Below are 24,685 nucleotides of genomic sequence, written 5' to 3'. Positions count from 1 at the left end.
CGGGTCTCAGCCCCGGTTCAGCCGTTCTCTCAGCAGGGTCGGCAGTTTGGACTCGTCCGGGGCCATCTGCTCGGCGCTGACCGTCCCGTTCAGCACGGCCTTCACGTCCATCCCGGGAGGCATCATCGGCGCCATGACCTCCGCGAGTTCCTCGGTCAGCTTGGCCCGGGCGTCGGCGATCGTGCGCGTCACCAGCTCGGACAGCTCGTTCTTCGCCAACCTGCGGTACGCGCTCGTCAGGAACTTCAGCTCGGTGATCACGCCCTGGGGGCCGACCGTGACCGACAGCTCGCGGCGCGGGGACACCGCGGTCGCCGAGACCTCGCTCAGCCGCCGCTGCCGCTCGGCGAGTTCGGTGACCTGATGTTCGTACGCCTCCCGCAACATCTCCACGTTGCGGCGATCCACTCCGGGCATTTCCGGCCTCCTCCAAGCTCTTCGGGACAAGTCAACGACAAGGCGGGACGGCTGCTGGGCGACACCGGGCGACCCGGAGACCTCCGGGCACCGGAATCTGCCCGGACTCACCCGACCGAGGCCAGCCCGCCGAGCTCGGCCCGGTTGGCCAGCCCGGCCACGTCGGCGGCGGCCAGCGTGCGCGAAGCCGCCATCCGGGCCAGACGGCGGGAGAGCCGGTGGACGCCGAACACCGTGTTCTCCCCGGACTCCTCGATGTGCGCGCGCAGCGCCGCGGACACCTCGTCGGGCACCTGGTGGCCGCGTTCGCGCAGCTGCCGGACGGCGATGGCGGCCAGGTCGGCCGCGGAGTACGCGTCGACCTGCCACCACTCCCCGAAGCAGTCCCGGAGCTGCGGCACCCGCTCGAACAGGTGCTCCACGCCCGGGCGGGTGCCGGTCAGCACCGCTACCGGATCGGCGGCGTGCTCGCGCAACGCGGCCAGCAGCGCCTCCGCCTCCTCCGCCTGGGGCTTCCCGTCCGCGTCGACGTCCACCACGACCAGGCCGCCCTGCGCGTCCTGGAACGCCTTGCGCACCAGGCTCTCCGCCTGTCCGGGCCACTGTGGACGCAGGTCCTCGGTGAGCGAGGCGTGCACCACCTGGCCGATGCCGATCAGCCCCAGCTCGGAGAGCCCCTGGGCGTAGAGCCGGGCGAGTTCCCGTCTGCCGCTGCCCCTCGGCCCGGTCAGCACCGCGTTGCCGTGCTGGCCGAGGGACCGGCGGTTGTTCCGGCGCTCGCACAGCGAGACCAGCGCTGTGCCGATCGCCTGGCGCGGACCTTCGAGCCCGATCAGGTCGGACAGCCGCCGCCACGCCCGGCTCACCCGGACCGCCGAGGTGGGGTCGGTGGCGGCGTCGCTGCTCGCCGTCTCCTCAGCGGGCAGCTGTTCCAGCATCGCGATCTGCGGGGCGACGTCAGCCGCCGTCAGCCTGCTGAAGTCGGCGTCCCTGGCGGGCGGGTTCTGGGCCAGCCGCGAGGCCTGGGTGCTGATCATCGATTCGAAGAGCTTGCGGGCGACCCGGCCGTTGCCGAAGGTCTCCCCCTTCGGCACCCGGGTGAAGTACCCGGTCAGCTCCTCCACCGCGTCGTCGGTGAGCTCGTAGTAGTGCTTGCGGCACAGGTTGCTCGTGATGGTGACCAGTTCTTCGACGCTGTAGTTGGGGAACTCGATGGTGCGGGTGAACCGGGAGGCCATGCCGGGGTTGGACTGGAGGAACTTGTCCATCAGCTCCGAATAACCGGCGACGATCACCACCAGCTCGTCGCGGTGGTCCTCCATCATCTTCATGAGCGCGTCCACGGCTTCCTGACCGAAGTCCGGGCCGACGCCGCCGGTGCTGGCGGTCAGCGTGTAGGCCTCGTCGATGAACAGCACCCCGCCGATCGCCTTGGTCACCAGCTCGGTCGTCTTAATCGCGGTCGATCCGATGTACTGCCCGACGAGGTCGGCCCGGGCGGCCTCGATCATGTGGCCGCTGGAGAGGATGCCCAGCTCGCCGAGCACCGCACCGTAGAGGCGGGCGACCGTGGTCTTGCCGGTGCCGGGCGGGCCCGCGAACACCAGGTGCCTGCTCATCGGCGGCATCGGCAGGCCCATCTCCTGGCGGACCTGCGACATCCGGATCAGGTTGATCAGGCCGCGGACCTCCTGCTTGACGCCTTCCAGGCCGATGAGCGAGTCGAGCTCGGCCAGCGGCCCGTCGAGCACCGCGCCGCCCGCCTCGCGGAGGCTGCTCTCGCCCGGCCCGGCGGTGTCGGCCTCCGGTCGCGGACCGCTGTCCCCGGCCAGCCGCGGCGCGGTGCTCGCGCTGTCGGTCACCAGGTTCTCCACCGAGACCTGGCGGTCGTCGGCCGGGCGCCGGACCGCCACGCCGCCGCTGTTCTTCACCACGCACCGGCTCAACCGCACCGGTTCGGCGGTCTCCAGGTGCGCGCCGTTCGCGGCGCTGTCGAGCAGTTCGCACTCCGTCAGGTCCGCCCGGGCGCCGTCGGCGAGGCGGATGCCGTGTCCGCCCGCCCCGCGCACCCGGCAGCGGATGCCGGTGAGCAGGCCGCCGCGGGCGACCCGGATGCCGTCCGAGGAGACGTCAACGATCTCGCTGTCCCTGATCACGACTTCGGCGGAGCCCGCGTCCAGCCCGCCGCCGCGCAGCATCGACGAGGTCAGCTCCGCGCGCCCGCTGCCGGTGACCGCGATCGCCGTTTCGGCTCCGGTGCTGATTCGGGCGTCGGTGAACTTCGCCTTCGCCGAGAGCTGCACCGCGGTGGCGGCGGTTTGGATCGCGACGTCGGCGAACTCGACCGCCCCGTCGTCGATCAGCATTCCGGCGCCCTCGCTCGCATTGGCCCGGAAGCGGGTGAAGTGCACCGATGCGGCCGTGGACACCTGCGCGACGGCCTCGGTGGTTCCGCGCACGGAGGTGTTCTCGAACCGGGACGAGGCTTCTCCGTCCACGACGAGCCCGACCGGGGAGTCCGCCAGGACGCACTCGACCAGCCTGGCCGAGGCCTGCCCGGTCACCTGCACAGCGCTGCGCCCGGCGCCGGTGAAGGTGCAGCCGCGCAGTTCCGGCTTCGCCGTGCCCGAGATGTGCGCGGCCTGCACCGCGGCACCGGAGAACGACGACTCCGCGATGGTGATCGAGGTGCCGCCGGTGAGGTAGAGGTCGACGTTCGCGCCGTCCTGCACGGTCAGGTCGCTGACCTTGAGGCTGCCCTCCTGCTCCACCACGACACCGGGTTTCGCGGCGGCGGTGATCACGCCCTGCTCGACGACGCACCGGCCGCGGCCGTTCACGCAGATGCCGTTGCCCTCCGGGCGCTTGACCACGAGCCGACGCAGCGTCAGGAAACCGTCCTCGCCGACCACCGCCGCCGACGAGGCCACGTCGGCCACGACGGTGTCCTCCACGGTGCTCGGCGCCGAGGAGGTGATCACGATCCCGGCTCCGCTGGTGTTGGTCACCTCGCAGCCGCGCGTGGCCACCGATCCCGTGCCCCTGGTCAGCAGGGACGCCCACGACGAGCCCGCCACCCAGCAGCCGTCGAGGGCGACCTCGCCGCGCCGCACGTCCACCGCGGCGACACCGGTGTCGTCGCAGGTGAGCCGCAGGCCCCGGAGCTGGACCCCGTCGGCGTCGACCACCAGGGCGCTGCCCTCGGCCGCGTGCACCTCGACGGTGCCGTCGCCGTCCTCGGCGATGATGCTGACCGTCCGGTCCACGACGAGGTTCTCCTCGTACCGGCCGGGGCGGACGCTGATCACCGCCCCGTCGCGGGCCGCCGCCAGGGCGGAACCGATCGTGGGGTGCTCCCCGGCCCGGCCTCCGCCCACCACCAGCAGTTCACGGTTCATCGCCCGCCATCCTCTCCGCCAGTCCCACCGGCATGCCCGTCATCCCCGCTGCACCAGTCCCGGCAGCGAGCCGAACCGGCGGGCGGCGGACTCCCCCACCGCGCCTCGGGGCTGGGCCGCCGCCCAGCGCTCCACGCAGCGCTGCAGGGAGGTGATCGCCAGCTCGTCCAGCGACGCCCGCGCGTCCACCCGGCCGGATTCGTCCACTTCGGACTCCGCCAGCTCGCGGAGCAGGACGCGACCCCGCGTGCCGTCCGATCGCGGCTCCGCCACGTCCAGGATCTTGAAGCTGGTGCCCGGTACGAAGACCACGCGGTTCTCCACCTCGTCGGCGCCGCCCGGTTCGAGCAGCTTCGTCCGGCGGGCGGTCATCGACCACACCAGCACGTCCACCTCGCCCCGCTGGTCCGGGCTGGGCTCGGTCAGCGCGTGGATGAAGCTCCAGTCGGTCACGAGGCGACGCCCCTGGTAGAGCTCCCACTGCTGCGGGGTCGGCGAAGCAGCGAACACAGTCGCGCCGCGGTGCGAGGGCAGCCGGGTCAGCCCGGAGACCACGCAGCGGGCGAACGGCACGTGCGGCCCGTTCCGGCCCGTCCGCAGGGCCTGGTCGATCGCCTCGCCCCGCTCCGATAGGTGCAGTCGCACGGCGACGGTGTCGGTCAGCACGTCGGCCGACGATCGCCCGTCGGTGCCCTGGAAACCGGGGTGTTCGGAGAGGATTCGGGAGATCGAGTGGGACAGGGTGTCGAAATCGCGGCTCAGCGTCCGGCGCAGCCAGGCGCGTTCCTCGGTGATGCCGTGGTCGGCCACCAGCGCCGAGGCGGCGGGTTCCGGGACGGGCTGGAGCCGCGCTTCGGCGGGCTTCTCCGGCTCTTCCGCGACCTCGGCGGTTTCCGGTTCGGGCTTCGGCCCCGGAGCGGGCTCCGGGACCGACCGCGCGGCGGGTGCGGTGTCGGCCGGGCGCGGCGCGGGCGGTTGGTCGACGGTGGTAACCGGTGAGCTCTCCAGGCGGATCGCCATCGCCGAGGCCGGACCGGTTTCGGGCGGGGCCGGTGCTGGCCCGGCACCGGCGGCGCTGACCGGCGCTTCGGTGTCGAGGGAAGCCTCGACCGGTGACCCGACATCGGGCGGGTTCTCGACGGCGGGTGCCGGTTTGCCGGTGCGGATCTCCTCGCTCACGGCGGGCAGCTGCACGGTGTCGGTCACCGACGAACCGTCCGCCGATGGCGCGGGCTTCTCGGCGACCAGTTCGCCCCGGGCCGGACCGGCGACGCGGACCGCTTCCCGCCCCACGTCCGAGGCCGGGACGAGCCGGACCCGCACCCGGGTGGCCGGGTCCAGCCGGGCGAGCACGTCCAGGGCGAGCAGCCGCATGCGCTCAGCGCTCTTCTCGTCGGTGGCGTCGAAGGCCAGGATGCTGACCTCGGCGCTCCACGGCTCGGCGCGCACCGCCGCCGCGTTCTGCGCGTCCTCGGGCGGGCGCACCCACAGCCCCGACTGCACGACCTCCAGCACCGCGTCCGGCGTGTACCAGTAGACCGCCGGCGCGACCTGCTCCACGCCGCTGACCGGGATGCGGTGCGTCAGCAGGGCGGGGATCTCCTGGAACGCCGGGTCCGTCCTCGGCAGGTAGCCGACCTCACGGGCGAAGGACTGCCAGCCGAGCCCGCCGTCCGCGCACACCGTGTAGACGTCCGGGGCCGTCGTCGAGCCGACCGGCATCCCCGTGTAGCAGATGACCCGCTCGTCGAGCAGGTCCGCGAGCGCCTGCCCGAGCGCCTCGCCCTGCGGCAGCCGGACGGGACCGTACTGCACGAAGCGGACCTTCGCCCGCACCTGGTCGTCGAGCTGCCGCCAGAACCGGCTCACGTCGTCCAGCGACAGCGGTGGCGTGCCGGGGCAGCCGAGCACGACCGTCAGCACCTCGGGCTGGCAGGGCATGCCGCGCACCAGCCGCGACCAGTGCTCGCCCGTCTCGGCGTCGCGGGCCGCGGCGTGTATCCAGACCCCGCCCGGGATCGGGTCGGCCATGCCGACCGAACTGGTGGGCACGGGTTCGGTGACGCCGGAATCCCAGGAGGGCCGGGGAAAGCGCTTGGCCTCCCACTCCGGCGCCCGGCCCGGCCGGAAGCGGACCCAGCCGCTGCTCTTCCCGGAGTGCACGAACAACGTCCCGCCCGCGCCGCGGAAGATCGCCCCGTCCGGGGCCACCACGGTGCGCCCGATGCGTTCCGACAGCCACTGCCCGGTCAGCGCCGTCGCCTCCCGGGACCGGCCGCCGAGGATCAGCCGAACCCCGCGACGCCGCCGCGGCAGCAGCTCGGCGACGGAGTCCCAGGCCGCGATCGGCACGTCGGCCGGCAGGTCGACGACCACCATCTCGTGCTCGGCGTCGGCGGCCACGGACATGGCCAGTTCCTGCGCCTCCGGGGTCATCTTCGTCTCCGGGCACACCACGAGCACGTTGCCGACGGTGTGCTTGGCCAGCGCGAGCTCCGGCGCGCCGCGGCGGCGCCTGGTCAGCGGGGAACGTGCGGACATCACTTGTTCATCCCTTCCTGGCCGCGCCTGCCGCGGCCGGGCTCAGCGCCGGGCCGCTCGGCACGGTGGCGAGCAGATCCTTGGCCATGGGCCGCACCGGGACGCCGCTGTAGCCCAGCGCCCGCATCGAGTCGTCGTCCGGCAGCAGGTACCGGTGGCCTTCGGTGATCAGGTAGCGGTCGGGCACGCGCCGACCGGGCGGGATGGGCATCGCCGCCACCACCACGCCGGTCCCCGGTCGCAGGTGGACACCGCCGCCCGGGCCCGCGGCCTCCGGCCCGGCGAAGACCACCTCGCTGACGACGCGCGGGCCGACCGGAACCTGCCGGAGGCAGATCGCGTTCGCGCCGTGGTCCTGCCACCGCGCTCCGCTGAGTTCGGGGAGCCTGCTGGTGAGCGACTGGTCGGCCGAGCGCGGCGCGGAGGCGACGGCCGCCGCGTCGATCTGGGCGGGTTCCGGCGATCCGGGAACGGCGTCCAGCAGCACGAACTCGGTCCGGCTCACCGGCGCCAGGCCCTCGCTGAGGAGCACGAACATCTGCACGGCACCGTTCACCGCGCGCTGCTCGAAGAGCTGGCCCACCTGGTACGTGCCGCCGCCGATGGTCGGTCCCGGGGTTCCCCTGCCGTCGATCCGGGCCGGGGCGAGCACGGGACCGTCCGGCAGCGCGTCGAGCCACGGCTGCGGCGCGCGCACCGGCCGCACGTTCGCCATGCCCAGTGCGATGGGAACGGTCGGATCGGCCACCTGGTGCTTCGCGCCACCCCAGAGCAGGTACTGCGCGCCCGCAGGAGATTCCACGAGCACGTACCGGTCCGGGGGCAGCGGTGCGGTCGGGACGTCGGTATCGAAGTTCAAGCTAGGTCCGGGCGCGGCATCGCCGGGCAGGCAGGTCAGCCAGTGCGAGCCGACCAGGTCCTGCGCCGGGGGAAGCGTCTGCGGCGCGTCCGGGATGCCCATCGGGGCACCGCGCGGCGCGTCCGCCAGGGACGCCCGGGAGAGCAGCGCCACCTTGGAGTTGGTGGCGTTCGGCCCCTGCAGCAGCTTCGCCGAGGCGTGGTTCAGCGCCGGGTGCAGCACCCCGCCCACGTTGACGTAGCGCGTGCCGGTCTCCTTCTCGACGACGATCGCGCCCTGCGCCTGCCAGGACTTGTTGCCACCGGGGACCAGCCAGCCGTAGATGCCGAACCCGATGGCGATCAGCAGGGCCAGCACCAGTCCGATGTTGATGCCGACCAGGGCCCGCCGGGCGGGCACCTCGGCGCTGGCGGGATCGCCGAGCACCAGGGCCGAGCTCATCCGGCCCATCAGGAACTGGTAGGCGTGCACGTGGTCGCGCTGGGTCTGCATGGTTCCGCCCTCACCCGGCCAGTCCGCGCGCCCAGGCGTAAACCCCGAGCAGCTGGAGCAGCAGCGGCACGACCGCGAGCGCCGTGCAGGTGTCGAAGATGTTCGCCAGGTGGCCCCAGATCGGCAGCATCCGTCGCGTCGCGGGCCGCAACGCCGCCTTGACCAACGCGAACAGCACCAGGAGCAGGCTCAGCAGGACAACGGTGCGCCACCCCGGTGAGAACTCCCGCGCGAACTGCAGGACCACCAGGCTCAGGCCCGCGGTTCCCGCCACGGCCAGCGAAACCCGTTGCCAGACACCGAGGAAGCTGCGGGAGCGCAGCAGCACCGCGCAGGCGAGCAGGATCACCAGGGTCCACGAGACCCAGCCCGGCTCCGCCAGGATGAACGGGAACGCCCCGACGAAGACCGTGGCGGCCACGACCATCGCCACGCTCATGTACCGGTCCGCCGCCGCCGTCCTGGTGAACACCTCGTCGGCGGGCGCGGGATCGATGTCCTGCTGGAGGTCGTCGGCGTTGCGCGGCAGCTGCGGCCCGCGCAGGTAGGCGGCCCGGATGGTCAGCTTCGGCGCGAAGACGACCACGCCGAACAGCACGGTGGCCAGCACCCCGGCGACCTGGCCGATCGTCAGGCCGAATCCCGCGCCCAACCAGACACCGCCGATCACCGTCGCCGCGATCAGCAGCACCGTGATGAACGGCGCGTACGGGATGTCGTTGGCGGCGAAGCGGCGCAACACCAGCAGAACGGCGGCCGCGACGGCCGATCCCGCCGCGCCGACGAGGATTCCCGAGGGGGTCGGTGCCGTCGCTCCCGGCACGCCGTCGGCCGCGATCAGTCCGGCGAGCCCGGCCAAGGCGCAAGCGGCCAGCCCGGTCAGCCTCGTCAGCCCCAGGTCGTCCAGCTTCCTGGCGACCGGTGCGGCGGCTGCCGCGAAGACCACGGCCAACCCGAGCGCGAACCCGGCGTGCAACCCCGTCGGTCCCGGTCCGAGCAGGATCAGCCCGATCACCGCGACCACCGCCGCCGACAGGGTCTTGAACAGGACGCGGCTGTTCTCGTGCTTCCAGCGGTCCTTCCGCTGCCCGACCGACGTCGCGATGCCGTCGGCCAGGTCGTCGAAGTCCAGCTCGGGCAGCGGATCGTCGGCTGGCCGCAGGTGCAGCTGCTCGCCCTCCAGCCAGTCCAGCGTCTCCGGGGTGCCCGCCGGGTCCAGCGCTGCTCCGCCGAGCCGCTGCAGCACCCAGGAACCCTGCTCGTCGGTCCGGGGTTGCTGCTGGGTGTGGCTGAGCAGCACCGGCAGGAGATCGGCCACGGTGGTCGAAACGGGCACGGCGAGGTCGGCCTTGCCGTCGGGACCGAACACCGTGATCCTGCACAGCTCAGCAGCGCTGGTCATGAGCCTTTCCTCCAGGGACGAACTTCGGCGGGTGGTGGGGTCGCGGGCCGCTGGTTCACGGCAACCCGGCGGGCGAAGCGGCGGTGGAATCAGCGGTCACGAAACCGGTCTGGATGAGCCCGACCCCTCGGCGGGTGACGAGCTGGGCGCGGCCGGGCGGCAGCTTGCGCGGCGCGGCCTCCCCGAGGAACTTGCCCTCCTCCTTGGGGTAGGACAGCAGCACGCCGGGCGTGCCGAGCTCCCAGAGCCTGCGCAGCACCGGGTCCATCAACGCGCGCACCGCGCCCGAGGTGCTCCGCGCGATGATCAGGTGTAGTCCGATGTGGACACCCTGCGGGATCATCGGCAGCAGCGGTTCCAGCGCCGAGCTGACGCCGCCCCGGCCGAGCAGCTCGTAGTCGTCCACGACGAGGAACAGCTCCGGGCCTTCCCACCAGTCGCGCTTGCGCAGCCGCTCCGAGGAGATGTCCTGGCCCGGCACCCGCTTGGTCATCGACCCCACCGTCTGCTCGGCCAGCTGGTGCAGCGCCTCGGAGCTGAAGCCGTAGCCGACGCCGTACTCGGCGGGCACCTCCTGGTCGAGGTCCCGGCGCGCGTCGCCCAGCACGATCTTGGCCTCGTCCGGCCCGTACCGCTGCCGGATGGAGCGCAGCGCCAGGCGCAGCAGGTTGGTCTTGCCGGTCGCGCTGTCGCCGAAGATCATCAGGTGCGGGTGGACGAAGAAGTCGTGCCACACCGGTTCCAGCCGCTGCTCGTCGTAGCCGAGGCACACCCGGAACTCCCGCTCCGGCGCGGGGAGTTCGGCCGCGGGCAGGTGGGTCGGCAGCATCCGCACCGGCGGCGCGGCGCGACCGGACCAGAACGCCCGCACCTCCTCCGCGACGCCCTTGGTCGCATCGGCCAGGTCGTCGACGCCGGAGGTACCGTCCAGGCGGGGCAGCGCGGAGATGAAGTGGAAGCCCTTCGCCGTCATCCCACGCCCCGGCTGGTTCGGCACGGTGGCCGCCTTGCGGGACCCGACCTCGGATTCCATCGAGTCGCCGAGCCGCAGCTCGAACTTGGTGCCCAGCAGGTCGCGCAGCCACGGGCGGATCTCCGACCAGCGGGTGGCGCTGAGCACCACGTGGATGCCGAACGAGAGCCCTCGCGAGGCGAGTTCGCCGATCTTGGTCTCCACGTCGGCGAAGTCCTGCTTGACCGTGAACCAGCCGTCCACGACGAGGAAGACGTGCCCGAACCGGTCGTCCACCTCGCCTCGCGCGCGGGCCCGCAGGTAGGCCGAGATCGACTCGAACCCGTGCTGGGCGAACAGGGCTTCGCGGCGCTCCAGGAGCTGGGTCAGCTCCGCGATGGTGCGCACCACCCGGTCGTGCTCCATCCGGGTCGCCACCGAGCCGACGTGCGGCAGGCCGGACACCGACATGATCCCGCCGCCGCCGAAGTCCAGGCAGTAGAACTGGACCTCCTCCGGGGTGTTGGTCAGCGCGAGCCCCAGCACCAGGGTCCGCAGCAGCGTCGACTTCCCGCTCTGCGGCGCGCCCGCGACGCCGACGTGCCCGTCGGCCCCGCCGAGGTCGGCGACCAGCAGGTCCCGCAGCTGCTCGAAGGGCCGGTCGACGACGCCGACCGGAACCCGCAGCACGCCCCGGCTGCCGGGGTCGTCGACGGTCATCCCGCGGGCGGGATCCGGCACCACCGTCGGCAGCAGCGTGTCCAGGCTCGGCGCCTCCGACAGCGGCGGCAGCCAGATCTGGCGGGCGGGCGGACCGCTGCCGGCCAACCGTCCGATGAGGACGTCAGCGAGCGCGGGCACGTCCTCGTTCGACTCGGTTTCGGCCTGCTGCTCGGGTTCCTCGTCGGCGTCCGGTTCCTCGTCGGTCGGCCGGAGCGCGTGCAGGCTCGGGTACGGCTGCGTGCGGAACGCGACGACCTCGGCGAACGCCCGGTTCTCCGCGACGACCACCGGTCCGTCGCTCGGCGGGCACGGCCCCGACACGTAGGCGCCCTTGAAGCGGACCAGCGTGGTGGTGTCGATCTTCAGGTAGCCGTTGCCCGGATCGGAGGGCAGCTCGTAGGCCTTCGCCGCCCCGATAACCGCGCGGGACTCCATCGAGGAGAAGGTGCGCAGCGCGATCCGGTACGACAGGTGCCCCTCGACGCGGTGGATCCGGCCTTCCTCCAGGCGCTGCGACGCGAGCAGCAGGTGCACGCCGAGGCTCCGGCCGAGCCGCCCGATGGACACGAACAGGTCCATGAACTCGGACTTGCTGGACAGCAGCTCGGAGAACTCGTCGACCACGATCAGCAGGTCCGGGAACGGCACCAGCTGCGCGCCGCCCGCACGCGCCTTCTCGTACTCGAACGAGGAGGAGAAGCCGCTCGCCCGGAGCAGTTCCTGCCGCCGCACCAGCTCGCCGTTGAGCGCGTCCTGCATCCGGTCGACCAGCGGCAGCTCGTCGGCGAGGTTGGTGATCATCGCCGAGGTGTGCGGCAGCCGGTCCATCCCGAGGAACGTCGCGCCGCCCTTGAAGTCGACCAGCACCAGATTCAGGATCTCGGAGGAATGCGTCGCGGCGAGGCCGGTCACGAGGGTGCGCAGCAGCTCGCTCTTGCCGGAGCCGGTGGCCCCGATCAGCATGCCGTGCGGCCCCATCCCGCCCTGCGCGGGCTCCTTCAGGTCGAGCTCGACGACCTCGCCGTCCTGGGTGACGCCGATGGGCACCGACAGCCGCGCCCGCTGCGCCGCGCGGGTCCGCCACAGCGCGGCCACGTCGAAGGTGCGCGGGTCGCGGATGCCCAGCAGGCTGGTCAGCTCGAAGTCGTTCTCAAGCGGCTGGTCGACGATGTCGACCGAGCCGCTGGTCCGCTTCGGCGCGAGCAGCCTGGCCAGCGCCTCGATCTGCGCCAGGCTCAGCTCGTCGCGCTGCGCGGAGCCCGTGGCGTCTCCCGCCGGGAACTCCACCGCGTCGCCTTCCGCGGTCAGGCGGAGCACTTTCGGCCCGCCCGGCATCTTTCCGGTGACGTCCAGCAGGACCACGTTGCGCAGGCCACCGTCGAGCAGCCGGGAGGACTCGGGGATGTCCGCCTGGTGCGCCACCACCACGACGAACGGTTCGACCACGCCCGGACGGCTGCCGGGATCGTGGTCGGGCCGGTCGGTGACGTCGGCGCCGAGCACGTCCATCAGCTCGTCGTGGTCGCAGGCGAACAGCCGCAGCGGGCCCGCGGTGTCGTGCACCGTCGGGTGCGCGTTGTGCGGCAACCACTTGATCCAGTCCCACTCCGGCTGCCCGGTCTCGTCGGTCAGCACGGCCACCCGCAGCTCGTCCGGCGAGTGGAAGGTGACCAGCTGGCCGAGGATGGCGCGCACCAGGCCCAGCGCCGATTCCTGGGAACCGGCGAACTCCACGCTGGTGAAGCTGCGCAGGCCGACCGAGATGGGGATGCCCGACACCGTCCGGTACGCCTCCCGGAAGCGGCGCAGCGACACCGCGGCGAGCGGTTCGAGGTCCTCGATCGGCTTGGTCGACGGCGCGGTGTACTCCACCGCCGCGGCCTGGGTGCCCAACCCGATCCGGGCCCGGCCGAAATCGGTGTCGTTGGCCCGGCGCTCCCACAGCCTCGGGCCGCTCGCCACCGACCACAGCCAGGACGGTTCGGGGTGGTTCCACACCACCGCCCGCCGCTGCTGGTCCGCGGCCTCCCGCGCCTTCTCGCGCAACTGCGCGATGTAGCGCAGGAAGTCGCGCCGCTCGGAACTCATCTTGCGCTTGCGCTCGGCAGCGGCGCGCCCGATCTGGCTCAGCGCCATCGCCAGCATCCCCACGCCCATGACGCCGCCCATCATGTACATCCCGGACGAGCCGCTGGACGACGCGAACATCATGACCATCGCCGCCGAGCCGATGCCCATCGGCAGGAACATGGCCGCCGAGCGGAAGTCGAGCGCCGCGGGCTCCGCCATCACCGGCGGCTCCTGCAGCTCGACCTCTCCTTCTGGCATCTCCGGCCCGGCGACCCGCGGCGGCCGCTTCACCGTGATGGTGCTCATGGGTGTGCCTCGCTTGTGCTCGACGAGTGCGGGAAGTGCCCTTATCCGATCACTCCGTTGGGCGGCGTGGCCGGTCCTGCGCCCCAGGCAGAGTTATCCCTCACGAGCAGGTCCGCGCTGGAGCGCTCCGCCTTCTCCTCGTCCTCCTCCTCTTCGGCAGCCGCCGCGGCCTCCGCTTCCGCCTGGGCTCGTTCGGCCTCCTTCATCGCGGCCAGTTCCGCCGGGGTCAGGTTCGGGCCGCCGCACATGAGCGGTGGCGCGTCCTCCACCGGCGTCCCGTTGCCCTCGGCCCACTTCGCGCTGCGCCACGTGTCGTACCCGTTGCCGGGGGCGCCGTTCCACGGTGCGCTGTCTCGCAGCGCGTAGTCCGGCGCGGGCCGGTCGCGTTCGGATTCCTCGGGGCGTGCCCGCACCGGGAACGGCGCGAGCCACAGCAGGCCGTCGCTCGGCACGTCCCACGCGCTGGTGTCCTGCTCCTCCTCGTCGCGCCGGACGACCGGTACGCGGTTCTCCGGGAGCTCCGGCGCGTCACCGGGATCGCCCTCGCCGGCCTGGGTGACGGGCACCCCTTGCCGCGCCTCGGGTTCACCGCTGTCAGGACCGGTGCTCTCCCATGGCTGATCTCCGGCTTCCAGCAGATCCGACGAGTCGGAACGCTCCGGCGCCGTCCGGGAGCCAACGGCAGGCGACGGCACCAGCGGCACCCCGCCGGGCACAGCACCCTGCGGCGCCTCGGGTTCGCCGGTGTCGGGACGAGTGCTCGCCCAAGGCTGATCGCCAGCTTCCAGCAGACCCGACGCGTCCGAGCGCTCGTTGCCCGAACCCTGACCACCAGCACCCGGAGGCGCCATCGGCGGCATCATCGGCATCCCACCAGGACCCTGCTGCCCACCCGGCGGCAAACCCTGACCCGGCGACCAGTCCTGCGGACCAGCAACCGGCGGAACCTCACCCACCGGCACGTCCAGACCGGGACCACCAGGATTGGCACCCCCCGGCGCTTCCGGCTCGCCCACGTCCGGACCCGCGCTCTCCCAGGGCTGATCGCCGGAGTCCAGCAGACCTGACGCGTCCGAGCGCTCGTTGCCCGAACCCTGACCACCAGCACCCGGAGGCATCATCGGCGGCATCATCGGCATCCCACCAGGACCCTGCTGCCCACCCGGCGGCAAACCCTGACCCGGCGACCAGTCCTGCGGACCAGCAACCGGCGGAACCTCACCCACCGGCACGTCCAGACCGGGACCACCAGGATTGGCGCCCTGCGGCGCTTCCGGCATTCCGGGAGCAGGAGGCTTACCTCCCCACGGTTGATTGCCGGAGTCCAGCAGGCCTGAGGCGTCCGAGCGCTCGCCGCCCGAACCCTGACCGCCACCAGCGCCCGGAGGCATCATCGGCGGCATCATCGGCATCCCACCGCGATCCCGCGACCCACCCGGCCCGATCTCGCCCTCAGGCGGAGGCGACCACTCCTGCGGGTTCGGCACGGGCGGAGGCACTTCACCGTTGACCGGAGGCGGCGTACCGACGCTCCCGGGCGGCGGCGTACCGATGCTCCCAGGCGGTGGTGAACCGACACCTCCTGGCGGCGGCACCTCACCACCCGCCGGCGGCGGCGTGCCAACACTCCCCGGAGGCGGTGAACCGACGCTCCCCGGCGGAGGCACTTCGCCGTTGACCGGCGGCGGTGTACCAACGCCTCCAGGAGGAACCTCCCCTTCGGGAGGAGGCGACAAGCCCGGCGGCTTCGGCACCGGCGGCGGCGCCTCTCCGCCCACCGGAGGCGGCGTGCCGACGTTCCCGGGAGGCGGAACCTCGCCGGGTCCCCTCTTCTGATTGCTCTTCGGCTGGTTGTTCGCGCCGGGGGGCGGGCTCACGGGTGGCGGCGACCCCACGGGAGGCGGCGGCTGACTCCCCCGAGATTCGGAACCCGGTGGCTGCCCGACCGGCGGTGGAGGCGACGACGAGCCCTCCGGCGGCGATTCCGAGCCCGGCGGCGGCCCGACACCAGGCGGCGGGCCAACCGGCGGCGGCTCACTTCCTGGCGGCGAACCCACGGGCGGCGGCTCAATTCCAGGAGGCGCACCAACCGGAGGCGGTTCGCTTCCGGGCGGCGGTACCTCCGAGGAGGACGCCTGCGGCGGCGATTCCAAGCCCGGTGGCGGACCAACCGGCGGCGGAGGCGACGACGAGCCCTCGGGCTGCGGTTTCGAGCCCGGCGGCGGACCCACCGGAGGCGGTGTTCCCGGCGGTGGGGTTCCCGGTGGCGTTCCCGGCGGTTCCGGTTTCGGCGGCTCGGGCGGCTCCGGCTTCGGTTCCGGTTTCGGCGGCTCCGGTTTCGGCTCGGGCTTCGGCGGTGGCGGTGCGGGCGGCGGTTCCGGCTTCGGCTCCGGTTTCGGCGGGTCCGGCTTCGGGATGTCCGGTTTCGGTTCCGGCTTCGGCCCTCCCTTGCCCGGCCCCGGAGTCACCGGTGTCGTGTGCGTCACGTCGCCGACGGTGATCTTGTACTCCTCCGCGAGCGCCCGGATGGGCTTCTTCATCTCGTTGTTCAGGGCCTTGACGACTTCCTCGTCCTTGCTGACCATGACCAACCCGTTGTCCATCACCGGGGCGACGCCGCGCCACTTGGCGACCTGCGCGTAGTACTTGTCGATCTGGTTCGTCGCGTCGCGCGCCCAGGCCAGCCACCGACCGTTGTTGTAGAGCTGCGACGGGATCGGGTTCGCCGTGTTCGCCCCGCCCAGCCGGTCCGCGTTGTCCTCGATGTTGTTGGCCAGGGTCCGCATCTTGGCCAGGAACTCCGTGGCGGCCAGACCCTTCCACGAGCCGTGCTCCCCGGCCACCGCGACGGCCTGGGCCCGCAGGTTCTCGGCGACGGCGTGCATGGTCTCCTGGATGTGCTTGAAGGCATTGCCCGCCGCGTACAGGGTGTTCGGATCGACGTTGTGCCAGGCCTCTTCCCACAGGGCGTCGCTCGACAGGGCAGCACCGCCCCACAGGGCGGCCTTGATCTGCTTCCAGTCCCAGGACTCGAAGTCGTTGTCCGACCCGGAGGGTTTGGCCTCGGGATTGATGAACACCGCGTCCCGGTCGACTTCGTCGGAGTGGAAGATGTCCTTGTCGTAACCCTCGATCTCGTACTGCGACTCGGTCTCCGCCATCGACCCTCACCACTCCCAGAAAGATCAGACCAAGCTGGGCTCAGCTCCCCGAGCCCACCCACCGCCGCCGAGCGGCCCCGCCGGAACGGCAAGGCCGCGATCCACCACCGGTGCCGAACCCGTCAGGGCGCCGCTGGCTTCGAATTCGAGTTGATGAACTTGAACGAGTCGTCCATGATCGTGCCGAGTTTCTCGGCGGTGAGCTTGTTCAGCTCCTCGGTGCTGTCGTAGTCGACGACCAGCTTTCGGACCTCGTCGCGGACGTTGCGCAACGTGATGTCCAGCTCGTCGAGGTAGCTGCGCACGTCGTTCTTCAGGCCGGCCTTGTTCTCGGCGCCCATGATTTTGCCGCGCATCTGGTAGGCGAGGTTGAAGCCGCCCGGCTTGATGTCCACGTCGTCGGTCTTCGTCTTCGCCTTGGCGATCAGGTCGCGTAGGGATTCCACGTTGTCGGCGAACACCTTGAGCGCCTTGGTGTTGACGCCGATCACCTTCTCGCCGCCCTTGTTCTCACCGTTGTCGCCCGGCACGTCGGGCACCTCGCCCACCGGGGTCTCCTCGGTCCCCGGGACCTTGAAGGGCGTGTCCTGGTGGTAGTCCTTGCCGTCCTGCGGGCCGTCGTCCCAGTCCGGGGGCGGGATCTCCTCCGCCTTGGCGTCCTCGTTGAACAGCGGGTCGTCCTCGTGCTCCTCCTTGACCTCGAGGTACTTGCTCCACGCCGCGTCGGTCTCGGAGAACCCGCCCGCGCTGTCCGGGCTGAGCGCCACCATGCTGCCGTACGCGTGCAGGTACTCCCGGTCCTGCTCCGTGAGCCAGCCCTGCTCGACGTAGGCATCGACCTTGTCCCAGTCGGCTACCTCGGTGTCCTTCCAGGCATCGCTGTCCAGGTAGTAGTCGAGACCCGTCTTCTGCTCGGCCATCGCACACCTCCACTTTGATCAGAACCTGCCGGTTTCCCGCCGCGAACGGCCGCCGGAGAGGGCCGAAACCTCCCCGGCGGCTTGGACCGCGGATCGCGTCCGGTCAGCCCCGGCTGCTGTCCCAGATCTGCTTGGCCCGCTGCTCGGTGGTGCCGTAGTTGTCCGAGATGGACAGCAGGGTCTTGCGCCCCGCCTCCAGGTAGACCGGCATCTGCGCGGCCTGCCGGTTCCATTCGGCCTTGGCAGACCAGTAGGCGTCCTGGGCCACACCGGTCCAGTCCGCGAGGGACCGCTCGACCTGGGCTTCCATATCCGCGAGCGCGTTCTTCACGCGGCCGTTGACCGCGTTCATCTCGTCCAGGGTCATGTCCGCGACGTTGAAGTCGAACCTGTAGTCGGACAACCTTCACTCCTTACGAATCGGGAAGGGGATGCGCGTCAGACGCCGGGCAGGGCCGAGGAGAAGGACTGGGCGGCGCTGGCCGCGTTGTCCTCCGCGGAGACGTAGTCCTTGGTGTTGACGCCCATCACGTCCATCATGTTGATCAGCTTGTTGATGATCGTCTGGAACGAGCGTTCCCAGTTGTCCATGGCGGTGTTGAAGTTCGTGGACGCGGTACCGGTCCAGCTGCCCTGCAGGCTCGCCATCATCGTGTTGACGCGCTGCAGTTCCTGGGTGAACTCGGTGGCCCGGTCGCTGAAGATCTGCGCAGCCTGCTGCATTCCCGGCTGCGAGGTCTGCACATTCGGCATGTTTGCCATTGAGGAGCTCCTCCGGTCTCTAGTGGACCCGCGGTCGCTCGGCGGACCGGCCGACTCGCGGACGCGGGCACTTGCCAAGTCTTCCGCCGGGTTCGCCGCGCGCCCAGCCGTACCGGTGCCGCCCTGCACGAAAAACAGTCAGAGTTGCCCGTTCTCGCACGCCCTGGCGCACCTCGAAGCCTGTGAAGCGATCGGTGATTAGGAGTCCGAGGGATCGGGAGACGGCGTTCGGTGTCAGCCGTGATTCACCGACGCGCGAGCACGGCGAACCGGTGCGCACGAATCACACGCACAGCAGCGGCACGCCCGCCGCTGGGTGCGTCATTTGGTGGGGAAGACTCCGCCGAGGCCGCTCTGCCAGCTCTTCCACTGACCGGCCGGAACAGACTGGTAGGTCTGCTCCATGGTTCCCTTCTTGCCGATCCCGTAGACGACGAGCCTGCCCTGCACGTCCTGGGCCACGGAAACCAGTTTGGCGATGCTACCGCCGCGGTCGTTCCAGGAGCCCCACTTCTCCCGCTGCTTGCCGACCTGGAAGATCTCCTGCAAGGAGCCGTGGACGTTCAGCGCGTACACCGCCACAGAGCCCCTGGCCGAGGTGACGGCGAAGGGCCTGCCCACCAGCTGACCGCCCAGGCTCTGCCAGCCCTGCCAGGTGTCCGACGCGGCGTCCGACTCGACGTCGTGCAGCAGCGAACCGTCCGCGTCGAGCGCGAAGACCCGGAGCCTGCCCTGGTTGTCCATGGTCACCGCGGGAGGCCCGGCGGCGCCTCGGCCGAGGTCTTGCGGGGCGTTCCACTCGTCGGCGGCGCGCCCGGTCTGCGCGATAACCCGCAGCTGCCCGTCCGGCCCTGAGGCGAAGATCCGCAACCTCCCCTGGGAGTCCCGGTGGAGCGCGGGATCGTGGGCGGCGGAGGCCGGGATGGGCTGCCACTGCGTCCAGACGTCGCCGCCGGGCTCGGTCTGCTGGATCTTCCGCAGCGCCCCGTCGGAGGCCCGGACCACCACGACCAGCCTGCCCTCGGCGTCCTGCGCCACGGCGGGCGTTCCGACCAGCCGCTCCCCGCCCAGGTCGCGCCAGCCCGCGGAGTCACCTATGGTCGGCCTGACCTGGTAGTTTTCCAGCAGTGCACCATTGGTGCCGACGACGAAGGCCACCAGCTCGCCATCGGCGTTCATCGCGAGGACCGGGTCGCCCGCGGCACTGCCACCCGTGTTGACCCACCCGGTGGTTTCCGGCGCCGAGGACAGCGCTGACTGCGAGTTCCTCAGCACCTGGTTGTCCTGACCGCTCGCCACCAGCACGAGCCGCCCGGACCTGTCCAGGACGACCGAAGCCCCGGGCAGCGGGGAGACGTTGGTCGGCACGGGGGCGGCTGAATCCGTCCCGGCGGGTTCGAGGGATTCAACGCTGGCCCCGAGCAGGTCCTGCTCTCCCATCGCCTGGCTGAACACCACGACCGGGGCCGCGATGAGCACCAGCCCGCCGAGGCCAGCGAGCACCAGCAGCTTCTGGTCCCGGCGCCGCTCCACCCTCTTCAAGGGCGCGGTCGGCTGGTCGTCGATCGGGAAGGGGTTCGAACTCGCACGGGATCCGGCGGCTTTCGACGCGCCGTGGTCGCCGGGCGGCTGATCCGATCGACCGCGGGCCGAGAACAGGCGAACCTGCCACCCCCATCCCTGTCAGGAGATCACCGCTGAATCTCACACTAACGGGAAAGAACCCGGACAGGCAGGTGCCCCGCACCCCTCGGAGTGGTGCCCGTCCGTACACAGTGCCGGGCTCTCAAGGGGCGGGACCGGGCCGTCGCGACAGGGTCGCCGTGCACATCGGCCGGAACCGGCAGCCGCACACGACTGCGCCGCCACCGCGTTTCGCGGCAGCGGCGCAGTTCGGCCTCCGGCTGACCCCGTCAGAAGGGGTAGAAGCTCGGCCCGTCGACGGTGGCGATGTTCAGCCCGGCACGACCGTCGTAGGTGACCGACCCGATGATGCGACCGCCGGACTGGACGATGTCCACCCGCTCGGGCCGGTTACCACCGAAGTCGAATGTGTCGCACTTCCCGCTCGGGACGACGTAGGTGGCGAAGCCGCCGCGTTCCGGGAATGAGGCGTAGGAGGCGTAGGATCCCTTGGAGCACAGCTTCAGGACGCCCGGAGCGGCGGCCTGCGCAGTGCCCATCGTCGCCATGGTGAGCGTGGCGCCCGCCGCCACGGCGAGGGCGATTCCACGCCCCATCCGACGCTTGGTGGCCTGCTGCATCGAGTAGTCCTTTCAACGGTTTTCGCTTGCCGGACGAGTCAAGCAGGCGCGACACCGATCGGGCCGCGATCCGCGTCCGGCTGATGACATCCGGGTAACAGAACTGCCCGATCACACCGCCCGGGATCGTTTTCCCGCTGCGCCAACCACGATTCCCACAGCGGTGGACAACGCCCACCAGAACTCCGGCTCTTTCCACGGAAAACGGAAACTCGATGCCACCTCCGAAGGCGTCGCCGCACGCAACACCTGGCTACGCGTGGGAAACCGCAAGAGTGCCGATTCCATCGTGGACGGGAGGTTCGTCTCTGGGGAAACCGATCTGGCACAACCGGTGTGCGGGACGACGTGTTCGCGAGGGATTCCCCGGTTCGTCCGAGCACCGCACGCTCCGCGACGGCCGGTTCGAGCAACATCGCCGTGACGCTGCACGCAGCGCCGCCACCAAGACGAAGTCCTGAACGGAGTTGGCCCATGCGCAAGCGCACTGCTTCGGTCGCGGCCGCGGCAATCTTCATTCCGGCGGCACTGGCCTCCCTGCTCCTGGCCCAACCGGCATCCGCCGCGGTGCCGGCCTCGACCGGCCAGACGGCCGTCCGAGCCGAGTTGGACCGCCCGACCCCGCCGAACGCACCGCACCTGCCCGACCGCCCCACCCCGCCGAACGCGCCGCACCTGCCCGACCGCCCCGGCACGCCGCCCACCGGCCCCAGCTGAGCAGGGCCGGACGAACTCCGCTGCGCCGAGCGAGCAGGCCTGCCCGCGGTGAAACGGGAAGCACCGAACCGCGCTCGGGAGCAAAACGGCAACGCACCCGCGGGACCGCCCACGTCGCTCCGCAGCGGATACCCCCGGTGGTCGGCACTTCCGACGCGGAGGTGCCGATCATCGGGGCCTCCTCCAGCGCTGACCGAAGCGCGGAACGACCCCGAAATACCTCCTTGTGGGTGACAGCGAGGGTTGAAACCTGGGGCTGTGGTTCGCAAAATAGGGGTGTCCGGATCAAACCTTCTTCGTTCTGGGAGGTGGGGACCGCACATACAGCTGCTTGTCTTTCGGAAGTTCTCGTTTCGGATCTGACCACGGGTTCCTTCGGAAGGGGAGTGAGGAAGTTGTTGCAGTTCGACCCGTTCCGCGATTTCAGCCGATTGGCCAATGAGGTGTTGAACGCCACCCGGGCGCCGCAGGCGATGCCGATGGACGTCTACCGTCTCGGTGATCACTACGTGATCGAGTTCGACCTGCCGGGCGTGGACCCGGACTCGCTGGATCTCATCACGGAGAACAACACGCTGACCGTGCGCGCCGAGCGCAAGACGGCGGTGCGAGGCAGCGAGCAGAGCGAGCCGAGCTACCTGGCCGCCGAACGACCTCGAGGCACGTTCAGCCGACAGCTGATGATGGGCGAGGGCGTGAACCTCAGCGGTATCGCCGCCGACTACAAGGACGGCGTGCTGACCGTGACGGTGCCGGTCGCCGAAGAAGCGAAGCCACGTCGGGTCGAGATCGGCCGCGGAGGCGGCCAGCGCAAGGTGATCGAAAGCTCCACCGAGGAGGCCAACACCTAACCCAACATCGCACAGCAGATGAAATCGGTCCCGGCCAGGAACTCCCGGCCGGGACCACTGCTACCCACACCTACCGAAACAGCCCCAACCGGCATCAACCGACCCAAAAATGTCCGACCAACCCACATCGCCGAACTCAAACCACCTGAACCACGGGCGCACCACCGTCCTGATCGGACAGAGAAAGTCACCGGCTGGGCACGCCACGACGTCGGGCAAGCCCTCGCCACTGGCCAGGCATACGACGGACAGGCCCAGAAGAAGGGCATCACGGCACGCCAACCCGATTACTGCAACAACAACATCAGGAACTCACGACGAGCCTGCAGCGGAAACGTCGGCCACCTCAACGATCGGCATCTGGAGCAGCAGGTTCCCCTTCCGAAGAAATCCACTCTCTGATCTCTTTCGCAATTTTACTCGGCTTGTAAGGATTGAAAAGCTGCACTGATCCATCTTGGAGTTCGATCTTCAGCATGTTGCGAATTCCCCCGACAAGGAGGTTCTTCACGGTTGGGTCGACTGTGTCAACCTCCGCAATATCCTCCCGCAGCGCCCACCAGACCTTGTGGCCTAAAAATTGTTCATGCGACCCCGGAACAAGCAGAACCCGACGATTTGTCAGGTACATCCATGCGCCGATCGCGCGAAACGGGCTCTTCTTCCAGGGCATCGAGCACCTGACCAGTAAATACTCACCATCGAGGGGTACCACCTTCTTAGGGAACACCAATTCAGATGACTTTGATACCGGTCTCCAATTTTCAATAAGATCTGCTGTTTCTCGATGATACCGGATGCCGAGCGGTCGGGGCCACGCGTAAGCGGCGCGCCCCCGACCATTCTTGCGACTAGTACTCAGCAGCATTGCTAGCAGTAGAAGACGCCGATTACGCCTCCCGCTACCCATCCTGGAATGGTTAGGGCTCCGAGCGACACCGATCCACCCACTATTGCAGCCCCAGCGATCCGGAGATGCCAGCCTTCACCATCTCCGCCTGCGTGCATTCCCACCAACTGGGCTTCGCTTCGTCGTAAAAGTACTTTCCGTGGAAGCGATTACGTTTGCGACTAGTGCGATATCGGCATCGGCCGCCGCCGTGCATCGATGCCGGCCGCGAGCCCATCGGTTCGGGCTTGGTCAGCCGCGCTGCAGGCAGAACTCGTGTAACTGCGGGCATCGCCTGCGGATCGGTGTGCACGCACAACCGACACCGCCGCGTCGTGAGCACTCCGCTGGGCCGAGTCGGCAGCGGCGCGTGCGGCGACCACGGCGGCTTGGGCCCGTTCAGCGTCGGCGCGGGCCGCATCGGCCGAAGCTTGCGCCTGTCTCGCGAAATCAGCTGCCTGGGCAGCCGAGTTCTGGGCCTGCTGGGCATAGCCGGCAGCTTCGACGGCCGCGTTTCGTGCCACCGCTGCGGATTCGGCGGCGGTGCAGGCATCCCGCATCGCATCCGTGGCCGCCTGCATGCGGTCACAGGCCGGAAGCGGGCCGAGCTCTTCGGCCCAGCCGAAGAGCTCAGCAGACCCGACGCCACCCTGCTCCCCGTTTGCTCCCCGAAATGACAGATGGCCTGCTCGCGAAGATCGCGAGCAGGCCATCTGATCAGTAACAACACACTGTGGGCGATACTGGGATCGAACCAGTGACCTCTTCGGTGTGAACGAAGCGCTCTCCCCCTGAGCTAATCGCCCTTGTTCTGTTGTTCTGCCGCCGTTCCCGGCGACATGAAGAACAATACACGACCGTTTTCAGGGGCCGAACAGGGGGGAGGCCAACCAGCTCCAGCGCAGGCCGAGCCAGCCTCCGATCGTGCCGAACAGACCGAGCAACCACAGCGTGACCAGCACGATCGCGCAGGTGCCGCCCATCACCACCAGCTTGGTGGCGAGGTGCTGGCGGCCGAGCCAGGCCACCCAGCGGCGGTAGTGGCGCTTGGCGAAGCCGTTCACGCGGCCGGCCCAGTGGAACTCGGTGGCGAGGATGCCGAGCCCGGCGAAGACCACCAGCCAGCCGGGGCCCGGGTACGGGATCATCACGATGCCCGCGGCCAGCACCAGCCCGCCGATCACACCGATCGCCACGCGGTAGGCAAGGTTGAAGCCCGCCTTGGCGCGGAGACGCTCGCGGAAGATCCAGAGGCGCTCGCGCAGGCTGGGCTTTCTGTCGTCGTCGGTCGCCGGACCCGCGGTGGCGGGGCGGGTTCCCGGCTCGGCTTCGTCGGTCAGGGCTCCACCTGTAGGTCGTGCGTCGTCTTCGGACGGGGCTCCGCGCCGGCGGAGGTTCCCGTTCGGCCAGAATACGATCCCGCCGCTCCCCCGGGCACGTTTCGCGCGTTCCCGGCGCGGCCGGATGTCAAGCCGACAGTCGGGCGTCAGCGCACCCCCGTCGCCGCGGAAATGTGACCCGTTTCATGGGTCGCGGCAGGGGCGGCCGGGCCGTTCGGCCCTGTCGCACCGCTTCGATCCTGGTCACACTGTGACCCCACTCTCGACCGGGCGTTCGGTCGCACGCCTACCGCACGTCGGCGAGGTCTCGCAACATTAGCCCGATCCGGGGACACGCGGTGGCGAGCATCTCATCCGCAGCCTGCGCGCCCTCCTGGAGGAGGGGGTCTATCCCCTATTCTTGAGCGGACGTCAAGCAGACTCGGCGGAGCGGCAAACCCGGTGGTCAAGCCGGGCGCGAAGGCGAGTTCCGCGAGACGGGGGCGACGGATCGAAGACCGGACGCGGGGCCGTTTCGCTCGGTTACGGAAAGTAGCTGAGCGTGGTCGCCGATCGAGTTCTGGAACTACGGCTCAACGCCTCTGCCGGGCTGTTCGCAGTGGATCTTCCTCTGGTGTGAGC

At 70.4% G+C, this 24,685-nt stretch carries 17 protein-coding genes and 1 tRNA gene; 3 read left to right on the top strand and 15 right to left on the bottom strand.

The window, feature by feature from the left end; genetic code table 11:
• Nucleotides 1-6: 6 nt before the first annotated feature.
• The 12 genes from ATL45_RS23735 to ATL45_RS23675 form a co-directional block, all read right to left on the bottom strand.
• Nucleotides 7-417, bottom strand: a complete 411-nt coding sequence (locus ATL45_RS23735) for a YbaB/EbfC family nucleoid-associated protein (RefSeq protein ID WP_093153756.1) — start codon at nt 415-417, stop codon at nt 7-9.
• Between the two features lie 107 nt (nt 418-524).
• Nucleotides 525-3,815 (bottom strand): right-handed parallel beta-helix repeat-containing protein, encoded by a 3,291-nt coding sequence (locus tag ATL45_RS23730; protein WP_093153754.1) that lies wholly within the window; start codon nt 3,813-3,815, stop codon nt 525-527.
• A gap of 39 nt (nt 3,816-3,854) precedes the next feature.
• On the bottom strand, nt 3,855-6,356 hold the full coding sequence (locus ATL45_RS23725; protein WP_093153751.1) for a hypothetical protein: 2,502 nt from the start codon (nt 6,354-6,356) through the stop codon (nt 3,855-3,857).
• A gap of 7 nt (nt 6,357-6,363) precedes the next feature.
• Nucleotides 6,364-7,707 carry a type VII secretion protein EccB gene (eccB, locus tag ATL45_RS23720; RefSeq protein WP_093153749.1) on the bottom strand — a complete coding sequence of 448 codons (1,344 nt, stop codon included), beginning with the start codon at nt 7,705-7,707 and terminating at the stop codon, nt 6,364-6,366.
• A gap of 10 nt (nt 7,708-7,717) precedes the next feature.
• Nucleotides 7,718-9,109, bottom strand: coding sequence for a type VII secretion integral membrane protein EccD (gene eccD, locus ATL45_RS23715; RefSeq protein ID WP_093153746.1), 1,392 nt, complete (start codon nt 9,107-9,109; stop codon nt 7,718-7,720).
• A gap of 55 nt (nt 9,110-9,164) precedes the next feature.
• Nucleotides 9,165-13,160, bottom strand: a complete 3,996-nt coding sequence (eccCa, locus tag ATL45_RS23710) for a type VII secretion protein EccCa (protein WP_093153744.1) — start codon at nt 13,158-13,160, stop codon at nt 9,165-9,167.
• Nucleotides 13,161-13,201: 41 nt separating this feature from the next.
• A complete protein-coding gene (locus ATL45_RS38485; RefSeq protein WP_143121668.1) occupies nt 13,202-16,321 on the bottom strand; it encodes a WXG100 family type VII secretion target in 3,120 nt (1,039 codons plus the stop codon).
• 122 nt (nt 16,322-16,443) lie between these two features.
• Nucleotides 16,444-17,241 (bottom strand): hypothetical protein, encoded by a 798-nt coding sequence (locus ATL45_RS23695; protein WP_093153737.1) that lies wholly within the window; start codon nt 17,239-17,241, stop codon nt 16,444-16,446.
• 103 nt (nt 17,242-17,344) lie between these two features.
• Entirely contained in the window at nt 17,345-17,644 is a 300-nt protein-coding gene (locus ATL45_RS23690) for a WXG100 family type VII secretion target (protein WP_093153734.1), read from the bottom strand.
• Between the two features lie 35 nt (nt 17,645-17,679).
• Nucleotides 17,680-18,003, bottom strand: coding sequence for a WXG100 family type VII secretion target (locus ATL45_RS23685; protein ID WP_211841270.1), 324 nt, complete (start codon nt 18,001-18,003; stop codon nt 17,680-17,682).
• 321 nt (nt 18,004-18,324) lie between these two features.
• Nucleotides 18,325-19,536: a PLL family lectin gene (locus ATL45_RS23680; protein ID WP_093153728.1), complete on the bottom strand. Its 1,212-nt coding sequence runs from the start codon at nt 19,534-19,536 to the stop codon at nt 18,325-18,327.
• Nucleotides 19,537-19,916: 380 nt separating this feature from the next.
• A complete protein-coding gene (locus ATL45_RS23675) occupies nt 19,917-20,267 on the bottom strand; it encodes a hypothetical protein (RefSeq protein WP_121505388.1) in 351 nt (116 codons plus the stop codon).
• A 474-nt stretch (nt 20,268-20,741) separates the two neighbouring features.
• On the opposite strand from ATL45_RS23675, the gene ATL45_RS23670 reads away from it, so the two are divergent.
• Together ATL45_RS23670 and ATL45_RS23665 are read left to right on the top strand one after the other, a co-directional pair.
• Nucleotides 20,742-20,984: a hypothetical protein gene (locus ATL45_RS23670; RefSeq protein ID WP_093153723.1), complete on the top strand. Its 243-nt coding sequence runs from the start codon at nt 20,742-20,744 to the stop codon at nt 20,982-20,984.
• 395 nt (nt 20,985-21,379) lie between these two features.
• On the top strand, nt 21,380-21,835 hold the full coding sequence (locus ATL45_RS23665; protein WP_246025507.1) for an Hsp20/alpha crystallin family protein: 456 nt from the start codon (nt 21,380-21,382) through the stop codon (nt 21,833-21,835).
• 346 nt (nt 21,836-22,181) lie between these two features.
• Here the strand turns inward: ATL45_RS23665 and ATL45_RS38480 are convergent, their stop codons facing one another.
• Complete coding sequence (locus ATL45_RS38480; protein ID WP_143121667.1) at nt 22,182-22,508, bottom strand: hypothetical protein; 327 nt, start codon at nt 22,506-22,508, stop codon at nt 22,182-22,184.
• Nucleotides 22,509-23,059: 551 nt separating this feature from the next.
• Between ATL45_RS38480 and ATL45_RS38475 the strand changes: the two genes are divergently transcribed.
• Nucleotides 23,060-23,401: a hypothetical protein gene (locus ATL45_RS38475; protein ID WP_143121666.1), complete on the top strand. Its 342-nt coding sequence runs from the start codon at nt 23,060-23,062 to the stop codon at nt 23,399-23,401.
• A gap of 57 nt (nt 23,402-23,458) precedes the next feature.
• On the opposite strand, the gene ATL45_RS23660 is transcribed toward ATL45_RS38475, so the two are convergent.
• Nucleotides 23,459-23,530, bottom strand: a tRNA-Val gene (locus tag ATL45_RS23660).
• Nucleotides 23,531-23,587: 57 nt separating this feature from the next.
• On the bottom strand, nt 23,588-23,971 hold the full coding sequence (locus tag ATL45_RS23655) for a TIGR02611 family protein (protein WP_256258419.1): 384 nt from the start codon (nt 23,969-23,971) through the stop codon (nt 23,588-23,590).
• Nucleotides 23,972-24,685 lie beyond the last annotated feature (714 nt).

It is taken from the genome of Saccharopolyspora antimicrobica (genome assembly GCF_003635025.1).
In the GTDB taxonomy this organism is placed as follows: domain Bacteria; phylum Actinomycetota; class Actinomycetes; order Mycobacteriales; family Pseudonocardiaceae; genus Saccharopolyspora; species Saccharopolyspora antimicrobica.
This window is presented reverse-complemented; position numbering and strand designations above follow the sequence as displayed.